Source organism: Haloarcula japonica DSM 6131 (assembly GCF_000336635.1).
Classification (GTDB): Archaea; Halobacteriota; Halobacteria; order Halobacteriales; family Haloarculaceae; genus Haloarcula; species Haloarcula japonica.
The window spans coordinates 35,119-59,286 of the sequence record NZ_AOLY01000033.1; the positions used below are offsets into that span (position 1 = coordinate 35,119).

Here is a 24,168-nt window from a genome sequence, read left to right on the forward strand (position 1 = left end):
AAGAAGGTTCTATTAGAAGGGATATTCACATAGTGATGGATATCTGTTTTGTAAGTAATGTGATTTATCCGTTCATCACCGGGGGTGCCGAAAAGCGCATCCACGAAATCGGCACTCGCCTCGCCGACAAAGGCCATAAGGTCACCATCTATGGTCGCCACTACTGGGACGGCCCACCGGAGACCACACACGAGGGGATGACCCTGCGCGCAGTCGCGCCTGAAGCAGAACTCTACGAAGACGACCGGCGGTCCATCACTGAGGCTATCGATTTCGCAGTTCGCGCACTGCCCCCGCTCCGTAAACGCCTCACCAACGATGAACACGACCTTGCGATCGCTAGTGTCTTCCCGTATTTTCCAGTGCTCGCAACGAAGCTTGCTAGCCTTGGGACTAGCACGCCCGTCGTCACAACCTGGCATGAGGTCTGGGGCGAGTACTGGGAGGAGTACCTCGGAGTGCTCGCTCCGGGTGGGAAGATCACCGAGCAACTGACCGCCAGGACGCCCCAGCATCCGATCGCAGTGTCTGGTATCACTGCGGACAACCTCGCTGCAATCGGTCCGGCTCGCGAGCACATTGAGGTCGTGCCCAACGGGCTCGACACCGAGCAAGTACGGACTGCCACACAGCCCGACAAGGGGTACGATATCGTCTTCGCCGGTCGGCTGATCGAGCACAAGAACGTTGATATTCTGCTGGAGGCTTTTGACCGGGTCGCCGACAAGCATGCTGTCACGCTCGGTATCATCGGCGACGGGCCTGAGCGTGACCGCCTCGACAGGAAACGCGACTCACTGACCCACGCCGACCGCGTTTCGATGCTGGGATTTCTCGACGACTACGAGGACGTGCTCGGGCATATGCGCGCTGCGGACATTTTCGCGTCTCCCTCGACCAGAGAGGGATTCGGAATTACATTCGTTGAAGCAATGGCTGCTGACTGTACCGTGATCGCTGCGGAGCACCCGGATTCGGCGGCAGGCGAAGTTATCGGTGACGCGGGCTTTCTCGTGGACCCAACTGTTGACTCGCTCACAGAGAGACTTGACGCCGCCCTCGGCGGCGAGCGCCCATCGGCTAACCCTGTCGAACGTGCGGAACAATACGACTGGGATGCAGTAGCTGATCAGGCCGAAACCGTCTATCGGCAGGCAATAGATGGATCGTGGTAAACTGAGCCATAGCGACACCGGAACTGCACTCTGTCCACACCTAGGTTTTTTATATCGAATGAGCGCTCACATATCGGATTCCGAGTTTGTTAGGGAGTATACTGATAGAAAAACAGCAGTAGAAGCCTTTCCATACTAACTTCGACTCTGGTAATGACACACCCAATTCCAAGTTAGTTCAGGATACTACTGACCGACACGAGGTCTGTTATAGACTAGAATCGAAAGAGACACACTTGGCTTCGAGTTAGTGCTGACCTGATATCTGATCTGCTGGCAGCTCTGATTGCGTACAACCGTACTTGATTAGGAGCCAGACATGAACTTAGCCGAGTTCGAACTAACTTGCAAGTAGGTGTGTGTCTCAGACTCCGACAACAATTGTCTGTGTTACCAGAACACACTGAAAATCCTGTGTCTGTCACTCCCGGAGTCACATGCATCCCAAATGCCCAGAACATTTGATACGGTGACGTGTGTCTATGGGTGGGCTACAACATGCGCTTCTTGCTGAAAATCAGCTCAGGCAGTAAGCATTGAATGACTACCCGAAGGTCCACAGTTGCCGTTCGGCTCATGATGTGGCGCTGATTAGCACCCCTCTGTCAGCCATAGTCAGTTGTCAGTACACTCGGTACGTGGTGTGTGCCTGGGAAAGCTATTCGCAGACCACTGTAAGGCAGCAGTTAGGTCGCATACTTTGTTTAGTCCGCAGTTTCACGGCTTTTGTCTCGGTCCGGTCAACCGTCAGATTTTATTACGTCCGAATCCGGCCCATCCGACGTTCATCAAAGTCCCTTTGAGATTCTGAGCTTACAGTGGTAGCGAGGAGAAAGCCCACCCCTTCAGGGGTGGGAAGAATCCGACAATTCGGAACCAATCCACACCCATAGCCACGGCTGGATATTCCACGTAGAGCAGTAATCCGAACAATTATATATTCAAAATTACTATGCTTACGTGTGTCGAATCAGGTCGTTACTCGGACACTCAAAGCGAGTCTCATCAACCACTCGCAAGTCTCTGACGACCTCGATTCGCATGGCTTCGCCGCCAGCAAACTCTGGAACATCGGGCGGTGGACAATCTCTCGCGTGTGGGACGCTATCGGTCACATTCCAGGTGCCGATGAACTCTGTTCGTACCTCAAAAATCACGAACACTATGCGGATCTGCATTCGCAGTCCAGCCAACGAGTTTTCCAAGAGCTCGGTGAGGCGTTCGTCTCGTGGTACAAGCAGGACGATCCCGACGCGAACCCGCCCGGCTACCGCAAACACGGCGACGAACACCCACGCTCGACCGTGACGTGGAAGAATCAGGGCTTCAAGATAGATACAAACTACAACCGCGTTCGCCTCTCCAAGGGGACGAACATGAAAGAATCGCGGTACGCCGCCGACTACATCCTCTGCGAGTACACGATTCAAACAGACGAGCAAACACTCGAAGATGTTGAAAGCGTCCAGACTGTGCGCTCTGTCTGGACTGGTGAACAGTGGGAACTGCATTTCGTCTGTGAGATACAGATTGACCACCCTGAATCACCCGGCGAGAAGACCGCAGGTATCGACCTTGGCATCTGCAACACGGCAGCCCTCTCTGTCGGTGACGAGACGCTACTGTATCCGGGCAACGCCCTGAAAGAAGATGCTCACTATTTCCGCCAGAAGGAATACGATACAGAGGGTGAGAACGGCCCGAGCGACCACGCAAAGTGGGCACGTCAAAAGAAGTCCCGACGACAAGCTCATTTCTTGCACGCCCTGTCGAGAGACATTGTTGAACAGTGTGCAGAGCGTGATGTCGGCAGGATAGCGGTTGGCCACCCGAAGAACATCCGTGATGACTCTGATTGGGGACGCCACGGTAACAAGCGGTTGCACGATTGGGCCTTCGAGACGCTTCTTAGTCACATCGAGTACAAGGCTGAAGAACTCGGCATTAGCGTGGAGCGCGTCGATGAAGCAGCGTTGAAGACCTCACAAACGTGCTGTGAGTGCGGCAAGGAAGCTGACTCGAACCGTGTGGAACGTGGCTTGTACATCTGTGAGGGCTGCGACTTGGTCGCCAATAGTGACTTGAACGCGGCGGAGAATATGCGAGCGACGGTAACTCCAAGTCCGTCACAGGATAGGAGTAACGGCTGTTTGGCACAGCCATCGGTACGCCTGTTCGACAAATCCACGGGCAGAGTACGCCCACAAGAACAGGTTGTCTCGTAAACCAGAATATCCCAACGTGGGAATCCCACGACTTCAGCCGTGGGAGGATGTCAAACTCGGTGTGAGGTGTGTCTGAGACGAGCAGTTGTCACCCAAGTACTGGCAACTAGCCAGTACACTCGGTGTCGGGTGTGTCCGGGACAGGCTTCCCGTCGGTCATAGAGCGACCTGCACACGTTACATCAAATGTATCTCCGCAAGACCCACCCCAGAGCATCACCCACGGCGGTAGCTGCGTAGCCTCTCTGGCAATTACCCTCGAAAGAGAGACACCGTTCCAAACACGGACCAACTGCTACCAAAGACACTGGACACAGTGGGGTGGGAGAGGCAGACTTTAATATCGGGACAACACAGCCAAAGCGACTGCATTCCCAACGACACTGGACACGGTGGGGTGTGTCCCAGCGATAGCGGCACAGAAATCAGGTCTCCATGCAACAACCCGAAACAACACTCACAGCGTTCTCTGTGAGGCGAGCGGTGTGGACTGCGTACCTAGACGCAATGGCATACGCAAAACCGAATCCCACACAAGGCATTTCTTCGCACACGACCTCAGCACTACCACCCAGAGAATGGTCCTCCCGAGCGAGCACTTCATCATCGCCCTCCTCCCTGTCGCAGTATACGCACTCCTCCGGGACAGACAGCTCCCGTCGCTCCAGCTGGTCGCGGTTACGTTCTTCGGCAGCCAGTTCCCGGATCTCATCGACAAGCCGCTAGCGTACGAACTCCATCTCATCCCCTCCGGTCGGGTGTTTATGCACTCGCTCCCGTTCGCAATTCCGCTCTCGATTGTCGTCATCGCGTACGCAGTCCGAACGGACCGGGCCCGACTTGGGACGGCGTTTGCGTTCGCCCACCTCTCACATCTGGTAGCCGATAATCAACAAATCCTGCCGCCGAACCTGTACGTCTCGTCGGACCTACTCTGGCCGCTCCAGCCGCCCGTCGCACGCTCGCCAGTCCCACAGTGGGTCGGCGAGGGCGCGGTGAATCTGCATCTCTGGACTGGGTTTTCGGTGCTCGTCCTCACGCTGGTGGCGTACGTGCTAGTCGTGGACCTGCAAGCCCAACTCGACAGTAGATAGCGGTGTCGGCACCACGCTAGAGCCAGAGTACTGCATGTCAGGTCGGAAATCAGGATTCTTCGGAAACAATTACCAGACCTACAGCAGTCCCAAGCGGAGCGGCCTGTTCGCTCGCATTCTGTGCTTGTTTCTCCACCTACTTGCGACCTATGCGCGTAAACGGGAAACTGGAGTTACTGACGACGCAGTGACCATATTCTACCGGGAGCTTGCCCTATGGTGTAGCGAGGGCGCTGTTTTCAGCTGTTGGGCTGTCACGAATCGGACCCATGAGGTTTTAGACGGACGGGCGAGCGAGAACACTGTATGCGACGATTGGTCCTCGCCGTATGTCTCGTTTCCCTCCTTGCCGGGTGTGGTACGTTCCTGGGTGAGAGTCCGCCGCCGAGCGACGAACGAGCGGTCGCGGCCGTCGAGGAGGCGAACAGCACCGTCGCCGCCATCGAAGCGTACCGATTCGAGATGGAGATGCATGTGACAGCGTCGGATGGTGAGCAATCGCGGACCGTGAGAGTCGACGGCGATGGTGCGGTAAACGTCTCCGCAAAACGGATGCAAGCGACGACACGGACGCAAGACCAAACGGTCGAATCCTATGTCGACCGGTACAGAGCGTACCAGGGCTGTCAGGACCCTTGGGGTGGCTACGCCATCGAGAACGTCTCGCGCTCCGAGCCGTGGGCGACCACGACGCCGCTCCATCGGCAAGTACTGCTCTTCGACCGCTCGAACGTCTACTGGCGGGGCAACACGACGCTCGACGGCAACCGGACTGTTCTCGTTACGGCATCCCCGAGCGCCGAGACCATCGAGTCACTGATGAATCGCCGACAGGCTGGCGACATGGAGCTCAACCGCGGCTCGCTTGAGAACGCGACAGCGCGACTCTGGCTCGATCCAGAAACGAACCGGCCAGTAAAATCGGAACTCACAATAAAAATCTCACAACGGGGAGCGACCGCAACCGCGACAATTACGCTCAGATACACTGACTACGACGAACCGACTGAAATATCGATCCCACCGGAGGTGTACGACGACACCTACGAACTCGGCTGTCCCGGTGCGAACTGAACCCACTCACCAGTAGCAGTGAGACACCGCTCAATAGCAGGCGCAGATGGCTCAGTCCGCCCAGTCCTCGTACAGCCCACGTCCGACGACACCGAGGCCGACGAGCGTGATGAGGTTGAGGAGGAGGCCGCCGACGACTGGAATCGCAAAGGGGACGGCCAGTAACAGTCCGCCGGCGACGCCATCTATCGCGCTAACGGTTCCGTCATCGCCGATAACGGAGTTCCCGACCCAGACGGCAGTAATGCCGGTACCGATGATACCAAGCACGCCGATGAGAAGCAGTCCGGGGATCGAGACCAGCGCGCCGATAACTGTCAGGGCGAGTATCACCAGCCCGATTGGGACGAAAATGCCGACGAGGACACCCCAGCCGATTGCGCCGCCGAGGTCGTCTTGAATCTCCCGTACGGCGTTTGTCGTGTACTTCGGATTGATAGCGGCGGCTGCGGCGCCCAGGATTGCCAGAATGGCGAACCCGACACCGAAGCGGATGACGACGCTAAGAGCTGGGCTCACACCCCCACCCGGGGCTGTAGGCTGTGCTGTTGCGACCCCGGCGAGTCCGAGTACAGCGAGCAGACTCCCGAGGCTACTGACGGCTTGCTTGGAGGGCATAGTAGCAGTTGTTCGGTTTCAACTGTGGTTGTAAACCTCTTCTGTATGTTTGCAATCTGTCATCGCAGCCGGCTACTCTACGTTTGATTCCGGCTCGGGTTGTAACAGTATTGCTGCAAACCGGGGCGGAGTATCCGATGTGCTCGGGCTGTCTTGTCGGCGAATCCGTGTATATCCAGCAGCGACATTGAAGGAGGACGTATCTTTTTGCTGCCTGCGGTCTGACTGGCCGGTGTGGAAGTGACCGTGTACGGGCCGCTCCGGGCGGCAACAAGGGCGAAGACGGCCGATGTCCCAGTCGATGGTGACACTGTCGGAGCTGTGATTACGGCCTTCGTCGACGCGTACCCGCGGGCGGAGTCACAACTGGTCGATGCGGACGGTGCCCTCCGACCGAGTGTGCGGGTGATGGTCGACGGCGCCAGTGCTGACCGTGACGAGCAGGTCCCGCCTGGCGCATCGGTTGAACTTTTTCCGGCGATGCGCGGTGGGTGACCACCCACGGACGCTGTGCTGTTAGATATCGTACTGTTCGCGGACGGTATCGGCGAGTCCCCGTTCTTCCAGCAGGTCCATCGGGGCGAGCATCGAGAGCTGTACGACACCGGGTAGTCGAGCAATTTCGACGCCGCCAGTGAACGTACACCTCGCTCGGACCTCACCCTCTGACATATCGAAGAGCGTCCCGGCGCGTGCGAACGCGTTCTCGGTGGCGTCGTTGATTGTGGCACCGGACCCGATTATCTGGAGCGGCGCTGCATCGACGACGTCGTCGACATGATGTTCGGCGGCGAGGGCCTCGCCCGCCTCCCGCTCGGCGTCCGTGTACGGCTGCGCGATATCCGGCAGGTCCGACTCGTTCGGGAGCAGGAGCGGGCCGTCGATGTCGAGGTCCTTGATAACGCTGACTTCGAGTTCAGTGCGACCGCTCACGTCGGTCGTGTGAAGCGAGAGTTCGCCGTCGCCCTGGTTGGCGTGCAGGTCCCCGACGTAGAGGCCCGCGCCATCTATCTCGACGGGACAGATGAGCGTCGCGCCGGGCCGGACATCGTTCGAGTCCATGTGGCCGTCTGTTCGGGCGTCCAGTGCCGATTCGTCGGCGAGGCCCCAGTCGTGGTCGGCGCCGATGAGGAACTGGCCGAAGTCGCCGGCGTTGTGTGAATCGGGGAACTCGACCGACGGCGTCGTGCCGATGTTCCCGATGAACGGTCGGAGGTGTCCGAGCGTTCCCGGGATTTCGTCGGGCTTGTACAGCAAAATCGGGTGTTGCCGGGAGTGGTCAGGCAGTGCCATCGCCTCGTCGGCGTGCTCCGCGAGGTCCGCCGCACCATCGGGGCCGACCGTGAGCCCAACTGAGCGGTCCTCGTCGAAGGCAACGGTGTACCCGAACTCGAAGCCAAAGGACGAGGCGTTAGCCCCACACTCCGCACACCGAATCGCGTCTTCGCCGGTTCCCTCGACGACGCTGTCGGGCCACTCGGTCCCGCACTCCGGGCATCGGTGGTCGACGAACGGGTCGCTCCCGAAAGCGCCCTCGCGTTCGGCCATGCTGCCCGTGCTTGTTGCGACACTCGTCACCTCGACGTCTTTGATGTGGACGACGAGCGCGTCACCGGGTTCGGCGTTCTCGACCCGGATCGGCCGTGTCACCTCGTGGCCGCCACGGAATTCGGGGGTGATCATTGGTCCCCAGCACGCGGGAGGCGTGTGCGTGTGTACGGTCCCGCCGTCGGCCACCGTGCCGGCCCATTCCTGATCCGGTCCGACGAGTCCAAGCGTAAAACGGTCAACGTCGAGCTCCTGCTGGATTTGCTCTGACATACAATCTCAAGCACGGTCTATACGAGAATAAATTATGGTGTGGGTGCGAGTGGCTCTAGCGTCGTCTCTGCTCTCGGAAGCATCCCGTGCTGTCACCTCACTCTGATGGCTAGATTGTATCAAATGAGTCAGTCCGTTCGACAGAACAAAGCTCCAGTAACGAGAAAAATCATCCCACTAAATACCGTTATATTATATATCCGCGTTTATTGATAAAGGTGAATTGATTCCTAAAGTAGCAGTGATACTTATTCATATCGGATACTTCTTGATAGTCAATGTCACCCACGGATAAGTATCAGGGTGGGCTTTACCGACCGAACAGGCGAGACTTGTTGCACGTGCTCGGCGTCGGCGGGGCCACGGCACTCGCGGGGTGTGACGGGTTCCTTGGCGGGGGCACGGAGCAGACGGATCGTGACGGCGATGATGATAGCGGGGGCACAGACGCGGCCGACGCGGCGGAAAATCCGAGTTCACGGACGGTATCTGGTTCGTACACGTCCGTCGCCGGGTCGGACGCGAACTCGCTGAACTGGTTGTACGTCAACGACACGGCATCCGGCGCGTACATCGACCTCACGCTGGACAGCGCCTGGGCGGTCGACAACGACCAGAACGTCTTCCCGCTGTGGGCGGAACCGTCGACGGAGGACGGACAGACCTACCGGATCACGCTCCGGGACAATCTCCAGTGGGGCGGTGGCTACGGGCAGATGACCGCCGAAGACTGGGTGTATATGATCACGAACGTTTTCCAGGGCGAAGACAACTGGGCGGGGTACACGAACGCCGGAGACTGGTTCCGGCAGGGCGAACCGATTCCGGTAGCGCAGGTGGACACGCTCACCTTCGAGATCAGACTTCCGGAAGTCGACCCGACGTTCCCGCTCAAGCCGATTATGTGGGGCCAGTTGTGTCTCCCGAAGGGCATTTTGGAGAAGTACGTTCCAGACAAGGACGCGGAGGGGCTTCGACAGGACGAGGAAATCAACACACTCCAGTACACCGGCAACCTGGGGCCGTATACGTACGAGGAGTGGGAACGCGAGTCCCAGTACGTCACTGTTCGAAACGACGACTACTATCTCCGCGACGTCGACGAACTGGGCGAGCAATGGGACAACGTCCCGTATTTCGAATCGTATACGGTCCAAGTAATTCCCGAAGAGTCCTCGCGACTCAACGCGCTCCGGAACGGCGAGGTGACCATCGCGGGAATACCACCACGAAACGCACAGGGATTCCAAGAAAACGAGGACATCGACGTCTACGTACAGCCACAACCGTTCGTTCAGGCGCTGAAATACAACATGCGCGCGAACGGCTGGGAACTGTTTCGGGAGATCCCGGTACGTCAGGCGTTCGCCTGTGCCATCGACAAGACGACACTCGCGGAGAACCTCTATCGGGGCTTCGCGGACCCGGCCTACACGATGCAACCGCGGTTCTCGAAGTGGTACGCCGAGGAGGAAATACAGGAATACACGTTCGGGACTGGCGACCTCCAGGGGTCGGAGCCGGCGCGAACGCGGATGGAACAGGGCATCGAGGGAACGGAGTACGAATACGACGGGGAAACACTACTCAATCCCGACGGTGACCCTGTTACGCTGTCGCTGTACGCTAGCTCGGCCAGCAACACGAATCAGACCCTGGCGGAACTAGTCGGCCAGCAGGTCGAGTCCAATCTGGGAATCAGTATCGGGATCGAGACGATTCCCGGGAACACGTTTCAGCAACAGTACGCGTCTAACTCGCCGCCGGAGGGCGAAAACGTTTCCTGGAGCTCCGGAACGTTCAACGGCGGGCCGCGAGATGTCTCCGTCAGTCAGGAACCGTGGGATATGTCGGTCGTACTGGGGTTCAATACGTATCCCAGAACGCCGAGTTCGAGCGTGACGTTCTTCCGGGAACGAGGGAACGCCAACTACACGGGCTACGTGCCGGAATCAAATATCCCGGAACTGTACGCGGAGGCATCCCGAACCGTCGACGAGACCGAGCGTCGGGAGCTGTTCGGCCAGGTGTTCCGGCAGATCGCCCGGGAGCAGCCATTCGGGTTCCTGCTGATGGAGTCTGACATCACGGGGGCACAGGACCCCCTCGTCGGGCCGAGCGACACCTTCGCCAGTGGGTGGGACTACCAGCGATACTATTTCGATAGATGAGGTGGTACGTCGCCCGCCGGTTGCTCTGGGCGGTCGTCGCCACGTTCATCATCCTCTCGATCACCTGGGCGCTGCTGCTGGTGACACAGGAACAGACGCTCGCCTCGATTCAGTTCCAGGCGGCCGTCTCGGGCGGTGACGCGGAGGCCGCACGGGAAGCCTACGAACAGCGGCGGGGGTTAGACCGACCGCTGTGGCGACAGTACATCGACTACATGACGAACATGGCGACGTTTAATTGGGGGTACAGCACCTCTCGGGGCCAGCCCGTGACTGCAGCCATCATGGACGCGCTGCCGTACACGGTCATGTACTCGGTTCCCTGGAGCGTGCTGACCGTCGTCTTCGGGCTATCAGTCGGGCTGTACTCGGCAACCCACCAGTACTCGAAGTTCGACTACGCGGCGACGTTCGTCGCGTTCTTCGGCTACGCTATCCCAAACTTCTGGTTCGGGATCATCCTGCTGGTCATCTTCGGCGTCCATCTCGACCTCGTCCCCATCGTGTTCGACCCTGATGTCCCCGTGTTCAGTCTGGCCAACGCCAGACAGCTCGTTCTCCCAGTGTTCGTCCTCACCACGGGCTCGATTGCTAGTCTCGCGCGCTACTCCCGCGCGGAGGCGCTGGAATATGTACAGGCGACGTTCACGAAGACGGCGAAGGCCAAAGGTGCCTCTGAGCGACGGATACTGCTCAGACACGTCTTCCGGCCGGCCGCTGTCCCGCTGTCGACCATCCTTGTGGCCGACCTGCTGGGGTTGTTCATCGCCAGTTCGTATCTCGTCGAGGTGGTGTTTGGCATCCCCGGGCTCGGGCAGTTGAGCTTCCGTGCGATACAGAACCAGGACACGCCGCTCGTGCTCGCAACGACGCTGATCGGCGTATTCATCGCCATCGTTGGGAACCTGCTTCAGGACATCGCATACACTGTCCTCGACCCGCGAATCGACTACGGTGATCGCTGATGAGTTCGGATACGCCCCGCCGTCAGTTCGAGGACATCGACTGGGATGCCGACCGGGGGGTCGGGCTCACCCGCCAAACGACGGGGTTCCTCGCGTCGCTGCTCGTGTTCGCGGCCCTGTTCGCCTACGATTACCTCCGTCCGTCACCCCTCTTCGACCCGAACCCCGTGTTGCGAGATGGCTGGGACATCACGCAGTTAGACTGGCTGTTCACGCTGTCGCTGCTGCTGTTTGGCTTCTATATTCTCGTCCCGCTGTGGACGAATCGGCGGATGGCCGCACACTACTGGCGGGAGTTCCGGAAGAACCGTGCCGCCGTTGTCAGCCTTGGCTATCTGGTGTTCCTGTTCACCCTCGGGCTGGTCGGCCCGTTGCTGGTCGGGAAACCGTCGGTTGAACTGATACAGAGCTACCAGCCGCCGGTCTACGTGGCCGTCGACAGCTCGGTCCCGCTGCAGTGCGCCGGTCGGGTAGCCAACGGGCAGTGCCACGGCAGTTGGACGTTCCCCCTCGGGACGACCGGTGAGGGCAAGGACATCCTCGCCCTGGTCGTCTTGGGGATGCGGGTCTCCATCCGAATCGGCCTGATCACGTCGTTTCTCATCATCAGCATCGGTGCAACCGTCGGGACCGTTGCCGCCTATCTCGGCGGCCTGGTCGACGAAGTCCTAATGCGGTACGTCGATATCCAGCAGGTGTTTCCATCGTTCCTGCTGTATATCCTCCTCATCTATCTGTTCGGCGGGAGCCTGCTGATGTTCATTCTGGTGTTCGGGCTGCTCAGCTGGGGTGGCACCGCGCGACTGGTTCGGAGCGCGGCGCTCCAGCGGTCCGAAAACGAGTACGTTGAGGTGGCTCGCTGTGCCGGCGCGGATGCGCGACACGTCATCCGCCGACACATCCTCCCCAACGTCTCTGGGACGGTTATCACGAACCTGACGCTGTTGATTCCGGGCCTCATCCTGTTCGAAGCCGGGCTGGCGTTTCTCTCGCTCGGTGACCCGACGATCCCTTCCTGGGGACAGACAATCGCGGCCGGGCGGTCCGACCTCGGGTCGGCGTGGTGGGTTTCAACGATCCCTGGCGTCTTTCTCTTTCTCAGCATTTTGGCGTTCAACTTCGTCGGTGATGCGCTGCGGGACGCGCTGGACCCGCGCTCGGAGGGGAACACATGAGCGACCAGCGCCAGGCCTCGACGAGTCCGTCACGTAGCGCCCCGCTCCTGTCTGTTCGAGACCTCACCGTCGAGTTCGGGACGGACGCGGGTCGGCTCCGGGCCGTCGACAGCGTTTCCTTCGATATCGACCGGGGCGAGACAGTCTGTATCGTCGGCGAGAGCGGGAGCGGCAAGACGGTGACTGCGGAGACGCTGACTCGACTGATTCCGATGCCCCCTGGCCGAATCGTCGACGGATCGGTCACGTTCGATGACCGCGACCTGGTGACGCTCTCGAAGCGGCAGTTGCGGGCGGTCCGCGGGAACCGCATTGCCCACGTGTTCCAGAACCCACAGGACGCGCTGAACCACTGTTACACGGTCGGGTGGCAGGTGCGTGAAGCCATCCAATTACACGAAGACATCGGGAACGCCGAGGCCAAAGAGCGTGCGGTGACGCTGCTCGACCGGGTCGACATCCCCGACGCGTCAAGCCACTACGACGCATATCCCCACGAACTGTCCGGTGGGATGAAACAGCGAGTCGCCGTCGCGATGGCGCTCGCGGCGAATCCCGACCTCTTGATCGCTGACGAACCGACGACCGCGTTGGACGTGACCATCCAGGCCCAGTTGCTGGACCTCCTCAAGCGGCTCCAGTCGGAGTTCGGGATGTCGATACTGCTTATCACGCACGACTTGGGAGTCGTCGCCGAGGTGGCCGACCGGGTTGTCGTGCTGTACGCGGGGGCTGTCATGGAACGCGGGAGCGTCTACGACGTGTTCGAGTCGCCGGCCCACCCGTACACGCAAGCCCTGTTCGACTGTCTCCCCGGACGCGGAACAGATCTTGACACGATTCCGGGCACGCTTCCCGATCTTCACGACGTATCGGCCGGCTGTCGGTTCGCCGACCGCTGTGCGTACGCCCGGGACGCCTGTCTCACTGGCGACCAGCCGCCGCTCTACGACCTCGGTGACCGACAAGCAGCGTCCTGTATCCACTACGGCCCGAACGGCGACCCGGCCATAGTGGAGAACGGACACAAAGGTGAGCGCACCGATGAGTGAGCCGCCGCTGCTGGCGGTCGAAAATCTCTGTAAGCACTTCCCGGTCACCGAGGGTATCCTCAAGCGGGAGGTCGGCCGGGTCAAAGCTGTCGACGGCATCGACCTGACGGTCGACCACGGGGAGACAGTCGGTATCGTCGGCGAATCCGGCTGTGGGAAATCGACCGCCGCCCGGGCGCTGTTGCGGTTGGTCGAACCGACGTCTGGGTCTATTCGGTTCGACGGCCGGGAGGTGACGGCGTTCGATGACGACGAACTCAAAGCCTTCCGGCGGAAGGCGCAGATGATCTTTCAGGACCCCAGCGCCAGTTTCGACCCGCGGATGTCCATTGGGGATTCGGTCGCGGAACCGCTGATAATCCACGGCGTGACGGACCGAGAACTACGACGCGAGGTAGTGTCGGACCTGCTGGAACGGGTTGGCCTCTCCGCGGACGACATTGACAGGTACCCCCACGAGTTCTCCGGGGGGCAGAAACAACGAATCGCGCTCGCCAGGGCGCTCGTGTTGAACCCGGATCTGCTGATCGCCGACGAACCGACGAGTGCGCTGGACGTCTCTGTCCAGTCCGACATCCTCTCGCTGCTCCGGGACCTCCAGTCGGAGTTCGACCTCAGCGTCATCGTCATCAGCCACGACATGAGCGTGATCCGGGAAATCTGCGACCGTATCGCGGTGATGTACCTCGGCGAAATCGTCGAGACGGCGCCGACCGAGCGACTGTTCGACGCGCCGTCACACCCCTATACTGAAGTGCTCGTCTCGTCGATACCGACGCTCGACCCACGAGCGCGTGGCGACCGCATCATCCTCTCCGGTGACGTCCCGTCGGCAGTAGACCCGCCGAATGGTTGTTGCTTCCACACGCGGTGTCCGAAGGTCATCCCACCTGATGCGTACGATTTCGAGCAGTCCGTTTGGCGGGCAGTACTCGATTTCAGGCACCGACTCGATAAAGAGGGAATCGACCACGAAACCGTCCGGGAGTTCGTCGCTGCCGAGACCGGCGTCGCAGTTGAGGAAGTCACAGACCGCCAGACTCGACAGGCGATACGCGATGAGTTCGACATGCCCGAGACGCTCGCCGATAGCCGGGCAGACCGGGTTGTCGAAGACGCACTCGACCTCGTACTTGATGGCGAGGCCGACCGCGCACACGCACTCCTCGTCGAGGCGTTTCCGACAGTGTGTGCCCGAGAGGAACCGCCATCGGTGTTGGTCACGGACGGTCACCGCGCTGCCTGTCACTTAGCCGATACCGATGGCAGGCGACAGTCTAGAGGGGATTCAGCAACGCCAGAAGACTGAACTGCACCGAAAATGCCGCTGTAACGCAGCTCAGTCGAGAATACCGATCTGGTCTGCGGTAAAGCCGAACACGTCCTCGTAGCCGTAGGCTGAGAGCAACACCGGGTGGAAGGGCTCCTCCGCGACGACGGTTTCGTCGTCGGCCGCCGCCACGGGGTCACCCTCTGGCACTGGTTCGAAGTTCTGGACGAACACCTCGTACTGTTCTGCTGCCGCCTTCGGAATCGGCTCGCCGAGCTGGAACACCGGCAGTGCCGTCTCTCGCTGTAGCGGTGATTCAGCGGTAACGCCGGTGGCGGCGAGAAACTCCCGGGTGACCTGCTCCGCGTTCTCTGCGGCCTCCGCGGAACCCTGGTAGCCACACTCAACTTCGATGACGGAGTCCACCGTCGCGAACAATCGCCCCTCGTTTGCGCCTTTCGTCTGGACGACGGCGTCCACGGAGAGCGCACTACAGAGTTCCTCCATCTCCGGCGTGAGCTCGTCGACGAGGGCGAACATCCCGTCGTAGGATTGCGTGGAGTGCAGCGAAAGCACGGTACAGTCGTGTAGTTCTGCGGCGAGAGCCGCGGCCAACCGCTCCTCGTGGGACTCGCTGTCAGCGTCACCTGGGAACGACCGGTTGAGGTCCGTATCGAGATATCGCTCGTTTGCGTCGAGGGCGGCCTCGTTCGCGATGATGAACTTGACCGGTCGCTCGACCGCCGGCGGGTCGGCAAGGACGGCTTCGATGCCGTCCCGACCGCACGGTTCGTCGCCATGGATGCTCCCCACGACGGCCACCTCTGGAACCCCGTCCCCAAGTTGCTCGATTCGCATCTACCCGTGCTAACGCTTCCAGCCTTTAGAATTATCCGGATTCGGTCACTGTTCGAGCGACTCCGCGAACTCGATGTCTTCCGGGCGACACGTCGGGTACTCGCCGTCGAGACGGATCTGCCAGCCGTGTAGCGCCGACGGGTCCGACAGCGCGTTCGTGACCGTCGTTCGCACATCGAGGAGGTCGACGCCGTAGTAGTCGTTGGGGACGCCACGGAAGTACTGCAGCGACGTGCGAAACAGCGACCGCATCCCGTCGTCGTCCTCGAAGTCAAAGTGCTTGTACGCGCCGGCGGCGACTTGCACCATCCCATGCAGAAATTTGCTCTCGGTGTTCCCGCGGCCGTAATTGTACCATTCGTCCTCGAAACAGTCGTGTGATTCGTGGAACTCGCCGGAGTTGTACAACCGGACGCCGTGGACCACGGCCCGCCTGAGTGTCTCGTGTTCCCACCGGCCGTCGGCCCGCCACCCAGATGGGTTTCCGTCGGGGGGCTCGACGGTCGGGTCGCGCGTGTGGTCGTCCATGCCTACGCTATTGGTTCACGGTGGGTCAAACCACCGGTCTGTCGGCTCCAGTGGCCATTAAAAGTCAATACACACCTGATCACACGGCAGCGCGGCCAGTGCGCAAACGCTTCCAATTGTTGATCTAGTATCCCACCGGCTCTGAGTCGCTTCCGTACGACATTTATACCGTACCACCATGTGTACCGAATGCAATACGCGTGCGAGGGTAGCCAAGCCAGGAAACGGCGGCGGACTCAAGATCCGCTCCCGTAGGGGTCCAAGGGTTCAAATCCCTTCCCTCGCATCGTATAGGGGCCGCACAACGCGGCGCCGAAGGATGCACACGGAAGGGTTTGAACGAGAGAAGGCGGGGCGGTTGCCCGTCTCCGCGTAGTTCAAATCCCTTCCCTCGCACTGTTGGACCGACACGGTCCCTCGCAAACAGTGAGCGGCCTTCGTCACGGTCGCGAGTACGCCATCGACCCCGATGGTGTCTCGCTGCGAAGACGACGGCCGACCGGTGCCGGAAGACTCGCACGGAGCGATCTTCCCTCGCAATTCTCCGAACCGATGTGCCAGAGACGTGTCTCAGCGATACTGTTCACCACGTTCTGCTCCCACTATGCTCTGTCCCGGCTGGATTCCGCGGAGCGTCCGCCATGTCACAATCGGCTGAAAACAGGTCGGTGTCATGCTTCCGAGTATTCGGTGGGGTTGGGTAGAATCGCGGTGCACACATTTGGGCAACCCTCGGTGACTAGCCTATAACACTGCCCGATGAAGCCGGCTCTCTAATAAAGTGAGCCAGATTAGTTCAGTAAGTATCCCTCTAAATATGGGATACAGTTACTGCGGTATTATATAGGATATTTTAGCATCGGTTAATTACCATCTTATCTGTAAGTACGTATCATAAAAACATAGATATAGAAAAACAATCAGTTATACTTCAGTTCAGGTACTATCTTATCCCAGATGCCTTCTGAATGGTTCTGATTAGTATCACTGCACAAGAAATATACCAGAGCCGTCAGTAATGTTTCAGTAATGGTAAAAACACCAATAATAAAGGTGACTGTCATCTTCGTCATGACAGTCGCGTTGGTACTCGCTGGTCCGTTATCAGTGACGACCACTGTTGGGGCAACCCCAGTTGCTGAGAGCCAGTCGATATCGGTGACCGAAAACGTCGACGTGTGGGAGCGGTCCCCGCTCACGCTTCGAACGACGTCAGAGGGACCGACCACGATAGTGGCACCGCGGACGTTCATCAACGTCGAAGCAGCTGCGACTGGCGACTTACCGCTCAACAAGCGGACGGTGACGATCCATGAACGTAACGAGTCGATAAACATGTCCTTCGAATCAAGGGTCGGCGCTGGAACGAGAGCACTTGCCGGCGACGAGGCGCAACTGCTGGCTGTCAAGTTGGATAAAGCACCGACTACGGCAGGGGCAAACGCCAGCAATATTTCTAGCGCTTCCCTCGAAAATGTCCTCGCAAATAACTCGGACATTACGTCATCGGAGCTACTCGATGACGCGGAAGGCGTCGGCACGATAGACGAGGATGGTGAACTGCAGGCGTCCTACACCCCCGAATCAGGCGGCGCATACGGCTTCGTTCTGGTGACTGTCGACGAGGGTGATGACGGGCTATCGGTGTCGGACGGCAACGTCTCCGTCAACGGGAACGTGACTGTCGTCGGCGTCGAACAGGCCGTGGTGCAGGACAACGCCTCGAACGTCGAGCGGACCCAGAACCCGGTCAACCCCGGTGACAACGTCACGCTGGCTGTCGATACTGAGATGGAAGACGAAAACGCTACCCACGCGGTCCTGCTGGTTCGACAGGGAGAACTCCAGCGACAGTCGAGTACAGTGACTGTGTCGGGCGAACTGAACGAGAGCTTCTCCGCTGACCAGGTCACCATCGAGAATTCCTTCGATGCCGTCAGCGGTGTCGGCACGGTCGGGAGCAACACTGGACTGGGGAGTTTCAACCTTTCCGAGAACCAGTTGATACCTGCGATCGGGGTGCAGGGGCTGTTCGGCACGGTGGTTTCCGAAGCCGAATCGGACGCTGACGGAGACGTTATCCATGCCTCTGCAACGATTGTCAGCGGTGACGCTGATGCCAACGTGACGGTCCAGACCCTGGATTCCTGGCCAAACGGTGCGTATCAGTACGTCTACGTCGCAGTCGGTAACGAAACCGGGACTATCAACTCGGACACCGGTACGGTGGCAGTGAGTCCGGGCGGCGGCCCTGATAACGGTGGTAGCCCGGGCAACGGTGGCGGTCCTCCGGCCAACGGTAACGGACCGAATGATACCGGAGACGACGAAGGGGACGCGGAATAACTGATCGGGGCGGCCTCCGCTGGTTGAGGCCACCGAGCACAGTACCTTTTTGTGCGCCGACGTGTGCGGACTCCACTCAATGGCACGGCCGGATATTGGCTAGTTGATGTTAAACCAACCTGGGCCCGCTGTCGAGTACTTACTATCAAAAACACGTCAATTCGGACCGTTTTCACAAATACGAATGAGGTAAATTACCAAGACACGCTCCATGATTCGTGCTGTAAAATCCCCAGACGGTGTCTACGTGTTTTGTAACCTTGATATGATACTGTGACACGTCGAATGTCACTGCATAAGAATTATACCATATCCCTCCGAAAAAATTCAGTAATGTATAAAACAACAAAAGGAAAACGAACTGTAATTTGTGCGATTACAGTGCTGCTGGTGTTAGCCGCTCCCTTGTCGGTAACGTCGGCAGCGGCAACGCCAGTCGATGAAGAGCAAACGAGAGCCGTGACGGAAAACGTGGATGTCTGGGAACGGTCGCTGCTCCCACTTCGGACGTCCTCCACCGGCCCAACGACGATAGCAGCCCCGGAGACGTATATCAACATCGAGTCTGCCCAGACCGGTGACGTTCCCCTCAACAGAGAAGAGTACACGATTCACGAAACGGGCGAATCAGTGGACCTGACGTTCGAATCAACGACCGGTGCTGGAACGACGGGACTTGCCGGCGATGAGGCGCAACTACTCGCTGTCAGACTCTCCGAGAGTCCATCTTCGGCCGGGTTTAGTGAGGGAAGTGTCAGAACCGATCTAGCTAGTATCTTTAGAAATAACTCTAACGCCAACTCGGTTGAATTGCTAGACGACGCGGAGGGTGTCGGTTCGATAGATGACAACGGAATGCTCGAAACGTCGTACACACCTGAATCGGGTGGTGCCTACGGCTTTATCTTGGTCACTGTCGATGACGGACAGGGCCTGTCCGTTTCGGACAACAATGTTTCGGCCGATGGGAATGTGACCGTCGTCGGCGTCGAACAGACGCTGGTTCAGGAAAGCGCGTCTACAGTCGATGCGCCCTCCGACAATATCACCGCTGGCGATAACGTCTCGCTCGATATCGAGACCGAACTGGACGACGATTCTGTCACGCACGCCGTGCTGGTACTCGACGAAGACGAACTCCAACAGCGGACGAGCACTGTCCGTGTGACCGGCGAAATCGGTGAGAACTTCTCGGAAGACCAGGTCACGGTCGAGAACTCCTTCGACGGCGTCAACGGCGTCTCGTCAACCGATGATGACGCCACCTTCACCGATATGGACACGACGACGGCAGGAGCGATGCCGTCGGCGGGATTGGTCGGTTTGTTCGGATTCGTTCTCTCCGAAGCATCACCGGATTCGACTGGTGATGATGTGATGCATGCCTCGGCGACGACGGTATCTGATGCCCCCGATACTACCGTCGATGTCGAAACGCTCGATTCCTGGCCAAACGGGACGTACACGTACGTACACATCGCCATTGGCGAAGACTCAGACGAAATCAACTCCGCCACCGGAACGGTCACACTGTCACAGTCGAACGAGACAGATTCCGGCGACGATGGCGACGATGATGGCAGTGACAGCGATGACGATAGCGACGACAACGACTCTGACGACGATAACGACAACGACAACAATTCCGACGATAACGACAACGACAACAATTCCGACGACAACGACTCCGATAACGAGAGTACTGAAGCGGACACAGAGGACGAAGCTACGACTGACACCGACACAGACGACGGCACCGAGACTGAAGGCGTAGCGGCACCGACGGAAACAGCTACGACTGCAGGAGGTGGGGCACAGCAACCCGATGAGACAGCCACAACTGGAACGGAGGGCCCGGTCGAAACCACGAACTCGAGTGGTCCCGGTTTCACCGTCCTCATCGCAGTACTAGCACTGCTAGGTGCCGGGTTCCTGGCACGACGGGACTAACGAACTCGATAGTTTACGCAGCGGTTCGGTTATTCTCTGACGCGATTTCTTTCTCCACTGTATACCCAGCCGAAGTCTACGTTTCCCGATTGGCTGAACTATCATGCCACTAGCGGTTGCAGATACAATGTTGCTGAAAGGGGTATTTTTATATTATTTTGCAAATAATATGTCTGTGTAAGGTACATACAATGGGGGACTACGCAAAGCCATCCCGTGCGGCGAAAATCAAGTGCATCAAGTGTAACTCACCGGTCGTGTTCACCGTTGACGAAGAGTATATCTGTGTCAACTGCGGCGAAGCGCCGATTGAATCGGCGACCCCAAGTTGAGACAGGCGTTTCAGCTTCACGCCGCAATCCCCATGTGCGGGAACAGTTTCCATATCTGACGAATAGCTCGAAATCCGCCGCTTGAGACCCACTGCTTCAGCGGCAACGACCGTTGGCCACGAACGCTTTACCGTTGTGGTATTTCGGCTGGGCCCTGCTCGTATCTCTGGTACACCGTCACGAGACTGTAGCTGATGGCCAGTCCGAAGACGATCAGGGGGACGGCAAGCGAGAGCAAACTGTCGGGCGAATGCGCCGCAAACGACGGCGTTCTATCGGGGCTTGCCGACAACAGTGGCCAGAACAGGTTCGGAAAGAAGTAGTAGTCCGTCCCGAGCCGCACAATCGGATAGAAGTCGCCGGCGATGTGTGAGAGATAGCCGGCGGAAAACACCGCTGCGTACTGCCCGTAGCCCCGGTGGACCGCCAGCAATACAACAATAGTGAGGACGGGTAGCGAGACGACCAGTGAGTGGGCCAGCATACGCCCACTCGGAAGAATAGCGAACGTCCACGCGAGCGGCTTGTCGATTACGTCAGGGAGTTGCGTCGCAACAAGCAGGAGCAGTACCATCGGCCCAGACGGGAGGTGACGCCACCGAACCACCGTATATACCGTCAGCGGAACGGCTGCGAGGAGGAAATGGCCTGCGGGGTACACCGTGAAACGAATGGTCCGAGAAAACAAAAGCTGTTCGCCGGGTTCGGTGTTCAGAGAGCAGGCGCGGGACAGCCCCGTTTTACCGGGGGTAGCTCTGCCCGCTACGAGAACGCGGGTCAGCCGGTTACGTTCACCCAGAGATGGACTTCCCGGTACGCGGTCGATTGGGCCACGGTCTCAGGTGGTGAACCGCGGTACAGCAGGTACTGGAGCCGAAGTCTCTCCCCGGTCATTTCGGGCGTCACTTCGTGCTGACGGTGCCAGGTCTCGTTGTGCCCCAGCGTCGGCTGGAAACGCCGTAGTTCCGACCGTTCCCGAACCCGAGTCTTGTTGCCGACGCGTTCGACGCGTTGTAACTCGGCGATAACGGTGTACTCCGTCCGTTCGTGTTCTTGATTCCCAATACCGACGATCAGCGAGCGACCGTCGCCCTGTTGAAACTCCGTCGGATAGCCGTCAGCGACGAGTTCGCCGTCCTCGTCTTCGGTCAGCAGGTAGAACTCGCTGAACCGCTCGCCGTCCTTTGGTACCGTGACCGCGTAGCCGACGCTGGCAGCCGCAAGCAGGATGCTCAGCACCAACAGCACGTTCAGGACCGCGTCCGTCCGTGAGGCCGGCGAGAACAATTCCTCACGTCCGGCACTGAGCCACGCACGATACGGGACGCGAAACCGTTCATCGGCGGGCAACGCCCAGCGTCGAACAGCCGCGACAGCGGTCAACACGAGCGTCAGCCCGCTAAGTGACACGAGAATCGGAAGCAGGCGGATGCCCCACGGCGTGAAATTCAACACCAGACCGACCAAGGGAACGAGAGCGATACTGAGTCCGAACGAGAGCGCGACCCGTTCGATACCGTCGATTCCGTCGGTTCGTGGATCCGAACCGGTCTCATCGTCAGCCGTGGGACCGTTCCCGGCCTCCGGAAACAGCGCTGCGATGAACGCATAGCCGGGAATGAAAAGGACAAACACAAGTCCGGCGATGATGCGGACTGGCGTGTCGGAGATGACCGGCAGCAGGGCAGCTAGATTCGTCAGAATCACCACGCCGATAACGCCTGCCAGATCGGCCGGGAGGTGGCGGAGTTGACGTGGCAAGAGTAGTTTCCACGTCTTGGTTTCAGCCATTGGCAATGAGTCATGTCGGCACGGTAAAAAAATAGCTGATTGCGTCGTTCGCTGTCACAGTCCATGATTGTGACTGACTCCGGTGAGTCAACCGAACGCATTTTATCAAACCAGCAGAACAACTCGGTGTGTTCCGGAGCCAGTCGTGGGCCGTGTTCGTCACCCTGACAGTACTGGGGCTTACAGCGGGGGCTGGTGGGGTGGCAGCGATGGGAGCTGACGACGGGGGTCCGGCTCTGGACCGTCAGGTGGAGACGCCAACGGACGATAACGAGACGCAACAAGAAAACCCGGATTCGGTATCGGACGGCGAGTACAGTGACGAAACGGCCGCCTGGTTAGCTCGGACGATGGGTGGTCAGCTGGAAAACAGCAGTATTTCGCTGTCAAACAACCAGTACGACCAGGCTCGGTCGGTCCTCGGTGACGACTACGACAAGCGTCTAGAGCAGTACGTCGAGGTTGCCGGAGACACGTCCTCGGATACGGACGACACTGCCGCGAGGGAGTTCGAGGCCGCGCGCGAGAACCAGCGGAATCTCACGAACGAGGTCCAGCGGTATCGGCAACAGTACGCGGCGTATCAGACAGCACGCGAGCGGGGTAACGAACGCGAGGCTCGCCTTACAGCGCGTGCGATGGAGCGAACAGCATCGAACATCAGCGACAGGAGCAAAGAACTGAATCAGAATTTCGAACGGATCGAGAACACGACGTCTGTCGACCTCTCTTCTGGACAGACCGAGATCAACGAGACAACGGAGAACATCACGGCGACGCAAGCGGAGATCCGTGAGGAAACGCTCGTCGGCACGACGCTCACAGTCCAGGCGATAGACTCGACTGCATCGTTCAGCGACCCCGGAACGGTTTCCGGGCAGATACTGGCTGAGAACGGCTCGGTCATCGCAGACAGAGCGGTCGAACTCAGTGTCGGGAACCGGACGCGAACTGTGCAGACTGATTCGAGCGGCGTGTTCGAAACGCAGTACCGGCCACGCTCAGCTAGGCTCGGGCCCCAATCCATATCGATCGAGTACGTCCCGGTGGCTGACTCGGTGTACCTGTCCGACAACACCACGTTCACGATTGACGTACAACAGGTGACGCCGGACGTGACGAGCGAAACCGCACCGGAGACGGTGGGATACGGTGACCGACTCAATGCCACGGCATCCGTGAGAGTCGCGTCAGACGGTGTCGATGCGGTCCCAGTCGAATTCGCCATTGGTGATACCGTTGTCGCACGAACGACGACCGGACCGAACGGGACTGCCACAGAAACGATCCGACTCCCGGCTTCGATAAACAACGGTGACCGACGGGTTGTCGCCCGGATTCCGTATGAGAACCGAGCGATAGCGGGCGTCCAGTCGGAAACGCCTGTTGTCGTCGTCGAAACCCGAACGACCCTCTCAGTGAGTGTATCACGAGCGGATGATGGGATCCCCGTCCGGGGGCAACTCCAGACCGTTTCCGGGGACCCTGTCGCGGGTCGCCCGGTACGCCTACAAGTCGGTGCTGGCGAAACCCGACTTATCGAGACGAACCGGGACGGGTCATTCCAGACTGTCCTTGCGGATCTACAGAACAACGAATCAGTTACCGTTACCGCCACGTACGACGAACCGAGTCATCCGTCTTTAGTTAGGAGACGAACCGCATGACAGCAGCGGCGTATCGAGGTATGTTTGCGGAAGGAACGAGGAGGTGTCGAGTGTGT

Annotated in this window: 20 protein-coding genes and 1 tRNA gene; 15 read left to right on the plus strand and 6 right to left on the minus strand. The window is 59.1% G+C overall.

Annotated elements, in window-relative coordinates; genetic code table 11:
- Positions 1-35: 35 nt before the first annotated feature.
- The 4 genes from C444_RS09655 to C444_RS09670 all read left to right on the plus strand — a co-directional run bounded on the left by C444_RS09655 (position 36) and on the right by C444_RS09670 (position 5,568).
- The gene (locus C444_RS09655; protein WP_049909390.1) at positions 36-1,175 is read left to right on the plus strand and encodes a glycosyltransferase family 4 protein; all 1,140 of its coding nucleotides are present in this window, start codon (positions 36-38) and stop codon (positions 1,173-1,175) included.
- 962 nt (positions 1,176-2,137) lie between these two features.
- Positions 2,138-3,400 carry an RNA-guided endonuclease InsQ/TnpB family protein gene (locus tag C444_RS09660; RefSeq protein WP_004592573.1) on the plus strand — a complete coding sequence of 421 codons (1,263 nt, stop codon included), beginning with the start codon at positions 2,138-2,140 and terminating at the stop codon, positions 3,398-3,400.
- 578 nt (positions 3,401-3,978) lie between these two features.
- Positions 3,979-4,494, plus strand: coding sequence for a metal-dependent hydrolase (locus C444_RS09665; RefSeq protein WP_004592574.1), 516 nt, complete (start codon positions 3,979-3,981; stop codon positions 4,492-4,494).
- A gap of 306 nt (positions 4,495-4,800) precedes the next feature.
- Positions 4,801-5,568, plus strand: a complete 768-nt coding sequence (locus C444_RS09670; protein ID WP_004592575.1) for a LolA-like protein — start codon at positions 4,801-4,803, stop codon at positions 5,566-5,568.
- A gap of 51 nt (positions 5,569-5,619) precedes the next feature.
- On the opposite strand, the gene C444_RS09675 is transcribed toward C444_RS09670, so the two are convergent.
- Positions 5,620-6,186: a hypothetical protein gene (locus tag C444_RS09675; RefSeq protein WP_004592576.1), complete on the minus strand. Its 567-nt coding sequence runs from the start codon at positions 6,184-6,186 to the stop codon at positions 5,620-5,622.
- Positions 6,187-6,420: 234 nt separating this feature from the next.
- On the opposite strand from C444_RS09675, the gene C444_RS09680 reads away from it, so the two are divergent.
- Positions 6,421-6,681: a ubiquitin-like small modifier protein 1 gene (locus C444_RS09680; RefSeq protein ID WP_004592577.1), complete on the plus strand. Its 261-nt coding sequence runs from the start codon at positions 6,421-6,423 to the stop codon at positions 6,679-6,681.
- A gap of 21 nt (positions 6,682-6,702) precedes the next feature.
- On the opposite strand, the gene C444_RS09685 is transcribed toward C444_RS09680, so the two are convergent.
- Positions 6,703-8,007: an acetamidase/formamidase family protein gene (locus C444_RS09685; RefSeq protein ID WP_004592578.1), complete on the minus strand. Its 1,305-nt coding sequence runs from the start codon at positions 8,005-8,007 to the stop codon at positions 6,703-6,705.
- A 278-nt stretch (positions 8,008-8,285) separates the two neighbouring features.
- Between C444_RS09685 and C444_RS09690 the strand changes: the two genes are divergently transcribed.
- Genes C444_RS09690 through C444_RS09710 form a run of 5 tightly spaced genes read left to right on the plus strand, consistent with a single transcriptional unit; the run spans position 8,286 to position 14,679 of the window.
- Positions 8,286-10,178 (plus strand): ABC transporter substrate-binding protein, encoded by a 1,893-nt coding sequence (locus C444_RS09690; protein WP_080509698.1) that lies wholly within the window; start codon positions 8,286-8,288, stop codon positions 10,176-10,178.
- The gene (locus C444_RS09695) at positions 10,175-11,143 is read left to right on the plus strand and encodes an ABC transporter permease (protein WP_004592580.1); all 969 of its coding nucleotides are present in this window, start codon (positions 10,175-10,177) and stop codon (positions 11,141-11,143) included. The genes C444_RS09690 and C444_RS09695 overlap by 4 nt, the downstream gene beginning before the upstream one ends.
- The gene (locus C444_RS09700) at positions 11,143-12,318 is read left to right on the plus strand and encodes an ABC transporter permease (protein WP_004592581.1); all 1,176 of its coding nucleotides are present in this window, start codon (positions 11,143-11,145) and stop codon (positions 12,316-12,318) included. Before C444_RS09695 ends, C444_RS09700 begins: the two co-directional genes overlap by 1 nt.
- A complete protein-coding gene (locus tag C444_RS09705; protein ID WP_004592582.1) occupies positions 12,315-13,370 on the plus strand; it encodes an ABC transporter ATP-binding protein in 1,056 nt (351 codons plus the stop codon). The genes C444_RS09700 and C444_RS09705 overlap by 4 nt, the downstream gene beginning before the upstream one ends.
- Positions 13,363-14,679, plus strand: a complete 1,317-nt coding sequence (locus tag C444_RS09710; RefSeq protein ID WP_004592583.1) for an ABC transporter ATP-binding protein — start codon at positions 13,363-13,365, stop codon at positions 14,677-14,679. Before C444_RS09705 ends, C444_RS09710 begins: the two co-directional genes overlap by 8 nt.
- Before the next feature lie 30 nt (positions 14,680-14,709).
- Here C444_RS09710 and C444_RS09715 read toward each other — a convergent pair whose 3' ends face one another.
- Together C444_RS09715 and C444_RS09720 are read right to left on the minus strand one after the other, a co-directional pair.
- Positions 14,710-15,498, minus strand: coding sequence for a M14 family metallopeptidase (locus tag C444_RS09715; RefSeq protein WP_004592584.1), 789 nt, complete (start codon positions 15,496-15,498; stop codon positions 14,710-14,712).
- 45 nt (positions 15,499-15,543) lie between these two features.
- Complete coding sequence (locus C444_RS09720; RefSeq protein ID WP_004592585.1) at positions 15,544-16,026, minus strand: DUF309 domain-containing protein; 483 nt, start codon at positions 16,024-16,026, stop codon at positions 15,544-15,546.
- 202 nt (positions 16,027-16,228) lie between these two features.
- On the opposite strand from C444_RS09720, the gene C444_RS09725 reads away from it, so the two are divergent.
- From C444_RS09725 to C444_RS23050, 4 genes are all read left to right on the plus strand, one after another.
- Positions 16,229-16,312: transfer RNA gene (locus C444_RS09725), tRNA-Leu, on the plus strand.
- 785 nt (positions 16,313-17,097) lie between these two features.
- Positions 17,098-18,372 carry a hypothetical protein gene (locus C444_RS09730; RefSeq protein ID WP_004592586.1) on the plus strand — a complete coding sequence of 425 codons (1,275 nt, stop codon included), beginning with the start codon at positions 17,098-17,100 and terminating at the stop codon, positions 18,370-18,372.
- 333 nt (positions 18,373-18,705) lie between these two features.
- Positions 18,706-20,322 carry a PGF-CTERM sorting domain-containing protein gene (locus tag C444_RS09735; protein WP_239641284.1) on the plus strand — a complete coding sequence of 539 codons (1,617 nt, stop codon included), beginning with the start codon at positions 18,706-18,708 and terminating at the stop codon, positions 20,320-20,322.
- A 191-nt stretch (positions 20,323-20,513) separates the two neighbouring features.
- Complete coding sequence (locus tag C444_RS23050) at positions 20,514-20,654, plus strand: hypothetical protein (RefSeq protein WP_004592588.1); 141 nt, start codon at positions 20,514-20,516, stop codon at positions 20,652-20,654.
- 127 nt (positions 20,655-20,781) lie between these two features.
- On the opposite strand, the gene C444_RS09740 is transcribed toward C444_RS23050, so the two are convergent.
- Both C444_RS09740 and C444_RS09745 read right to left on the minus strand, forming a co-directional pair.
- The gene (locus C444_RS09740; protein WP_239641285.1) at positions 20,782-21,315 is read right to left on the minus strand and encodes a metal-dependent hydrolase; all 534 of its coding nucleotides are present in this window, start codon (positions 21,313-21,315) and stop codon (positions 20,782-20,784) included.
- A gap of 116 nt (positions 21,316-21,431) precedes the next feature.
- Positions 21,432-22,445 carry a DUF1616 domain-containing protein gene (locus C444_RS09745; protein WP_004592590.1) on the minus strand — a complete coding sequence of 338 codons (1,014 nt, stop codon included), beginning with the start codon at positions 22,443-22,445 and terminating at the stop codon, positions 21,432-21,434.
- A gap of 209 nt (positions 22,446-22,654) precedes the next feature.
- Between C444_RS09745 and C444_RS09750 the strand changes: the two genes are divergently transcribed.
- Entirely contained in the window at positions 22,655-24,112 is a 1,458-nt protein-coding gene (locus C444_RS09750) for a hypothetical protein (RefSeq protein ID WP_004592591.1), read from the plus strand.
- Positions 24,113-24,168 lie beyond the last annotated feature (56 nt).

Excerpts from the sequence above, each read along its gene's own strand:
- C444_RS09750 (WP_004592591.1), top strand. The coding sequence starts at position 22,655 with ATGGGAGCTGACGACGGGGGTCCGGCTCTGGACCGTCAGGTGGAGACG.
- C444_RS09695 (WP_004592580.1), top strand. The coding sequence starts at position 10,175 with ATGAGGTGGTACGTCGCCCGCCGGTTGCTCTGGGCGGTCGTCGCCACG.
- C444_RS09715 (WP_004592584.1), bottom strand. The coding sequence starts at position 15,498 with ATGCGAATCGAGCAACTTGGGGACGGGGTTCCAGAGGTGGCCGTCGTG.
- C444_RS09745 (WP_004592590.1), bottom strand. The coding sequence starts at position 22,445 with ATGGCTGAAACCAAGACGTGGAAACTACTCTTGCCACGTCAACTCCGC.
- C444_RS09675 (WP_004592576.1), bottom strand. The coding sequence starts at position 6,186 with ATGCCCTCCAAGCAAGCCGTCAGTAGCCTCGGGAGTCTGCTCGCTGTA.
- C444_RS09730 (WP_004592586.1), top strand. The coding sequence starts at position 17,098 with ATGACAGTCGCGTTGGTACTCGCTGGTCCGTTATCAGTGACGACCACT.
- C444_RS09710 (WP_004592583.1), top strand. The coding sequence starts at position 13,363 with ATGAGTGAGCCGCCGCTGCTGGCGGTCGAAAATCTCTGTAAGCACTTC.
- C444_RS09700 (WP_004592581.1), top strand. The coding sequence starts at position 11,143 with ATGAGTTCGGATACGCCCCGCCGTCAGTTCGAGGACATCGACTGGGAT.
- C444_RS23050 (WP_004592588.1), top strand. The coding sequence starts at position 20,514 with ATGGGGGACTACGCAAAGCCATCCCGTGCGGCGAAAATCAAGTGCATC.
- C444_RS09655 (WP_049909390.1), top strand. The coding sequence starts at position 36 with ATGGATATCTGTTTTGTAAGTAATGTGATTTATCCGTTCATCACCGGG.
- C444_RS09705 (WP_004592582.1), top strand. The coding sequence starts at position 12,315 with ATGAGCGACCAGCGCCAGGCCTCGACGAGTCCGTCACGTAGCGCCCCG.
- C444_RS09685 (WP_004592578.1), bottom strand. The coding sequence starts at position 8,007 with ATGTCAGAGCAAATCCAGCAGGAGCTCGACGTTGACCGTTTTACGCTT.
- C444_RS09665 (WP_004592574.1), top strand. The coding sequence starts at position 3,979 with ATGGTCCTCCCGAGCGAGCACTTCATCATCGCCCTCCTCCCTGTCGCA.
- C444_RS09670 (WP_004592575.1), top strand. The coding sequence starts at position 4,801 with ATGCGACGATTGGTCCTCGCCGTATGTCTCGTTTCCCTCCTTGCCGGG.
- C444_RS09720 (WP_004592585.1), bottom strand. The coding sequence starts at position 16,026 with ATGGACGACCACACGCGCGACCCGACCGTCGAGCCCCCCGACGGAAAC.
- C444_RS09690 (WP_080509698.1), top strand. The coding sequence starts at position 8,286 with ATGTCACCCACGGATAAGTATCAGGGTGGGCTTTACCGACCGAACAGG.
- C444_RS09735 (WP_239641284.1), top strand. The coding sequence starts at position 18,706 with ATGTATAAAACAACAAAAGGAAAACGAACTGTAATTTGTGCGATTACA.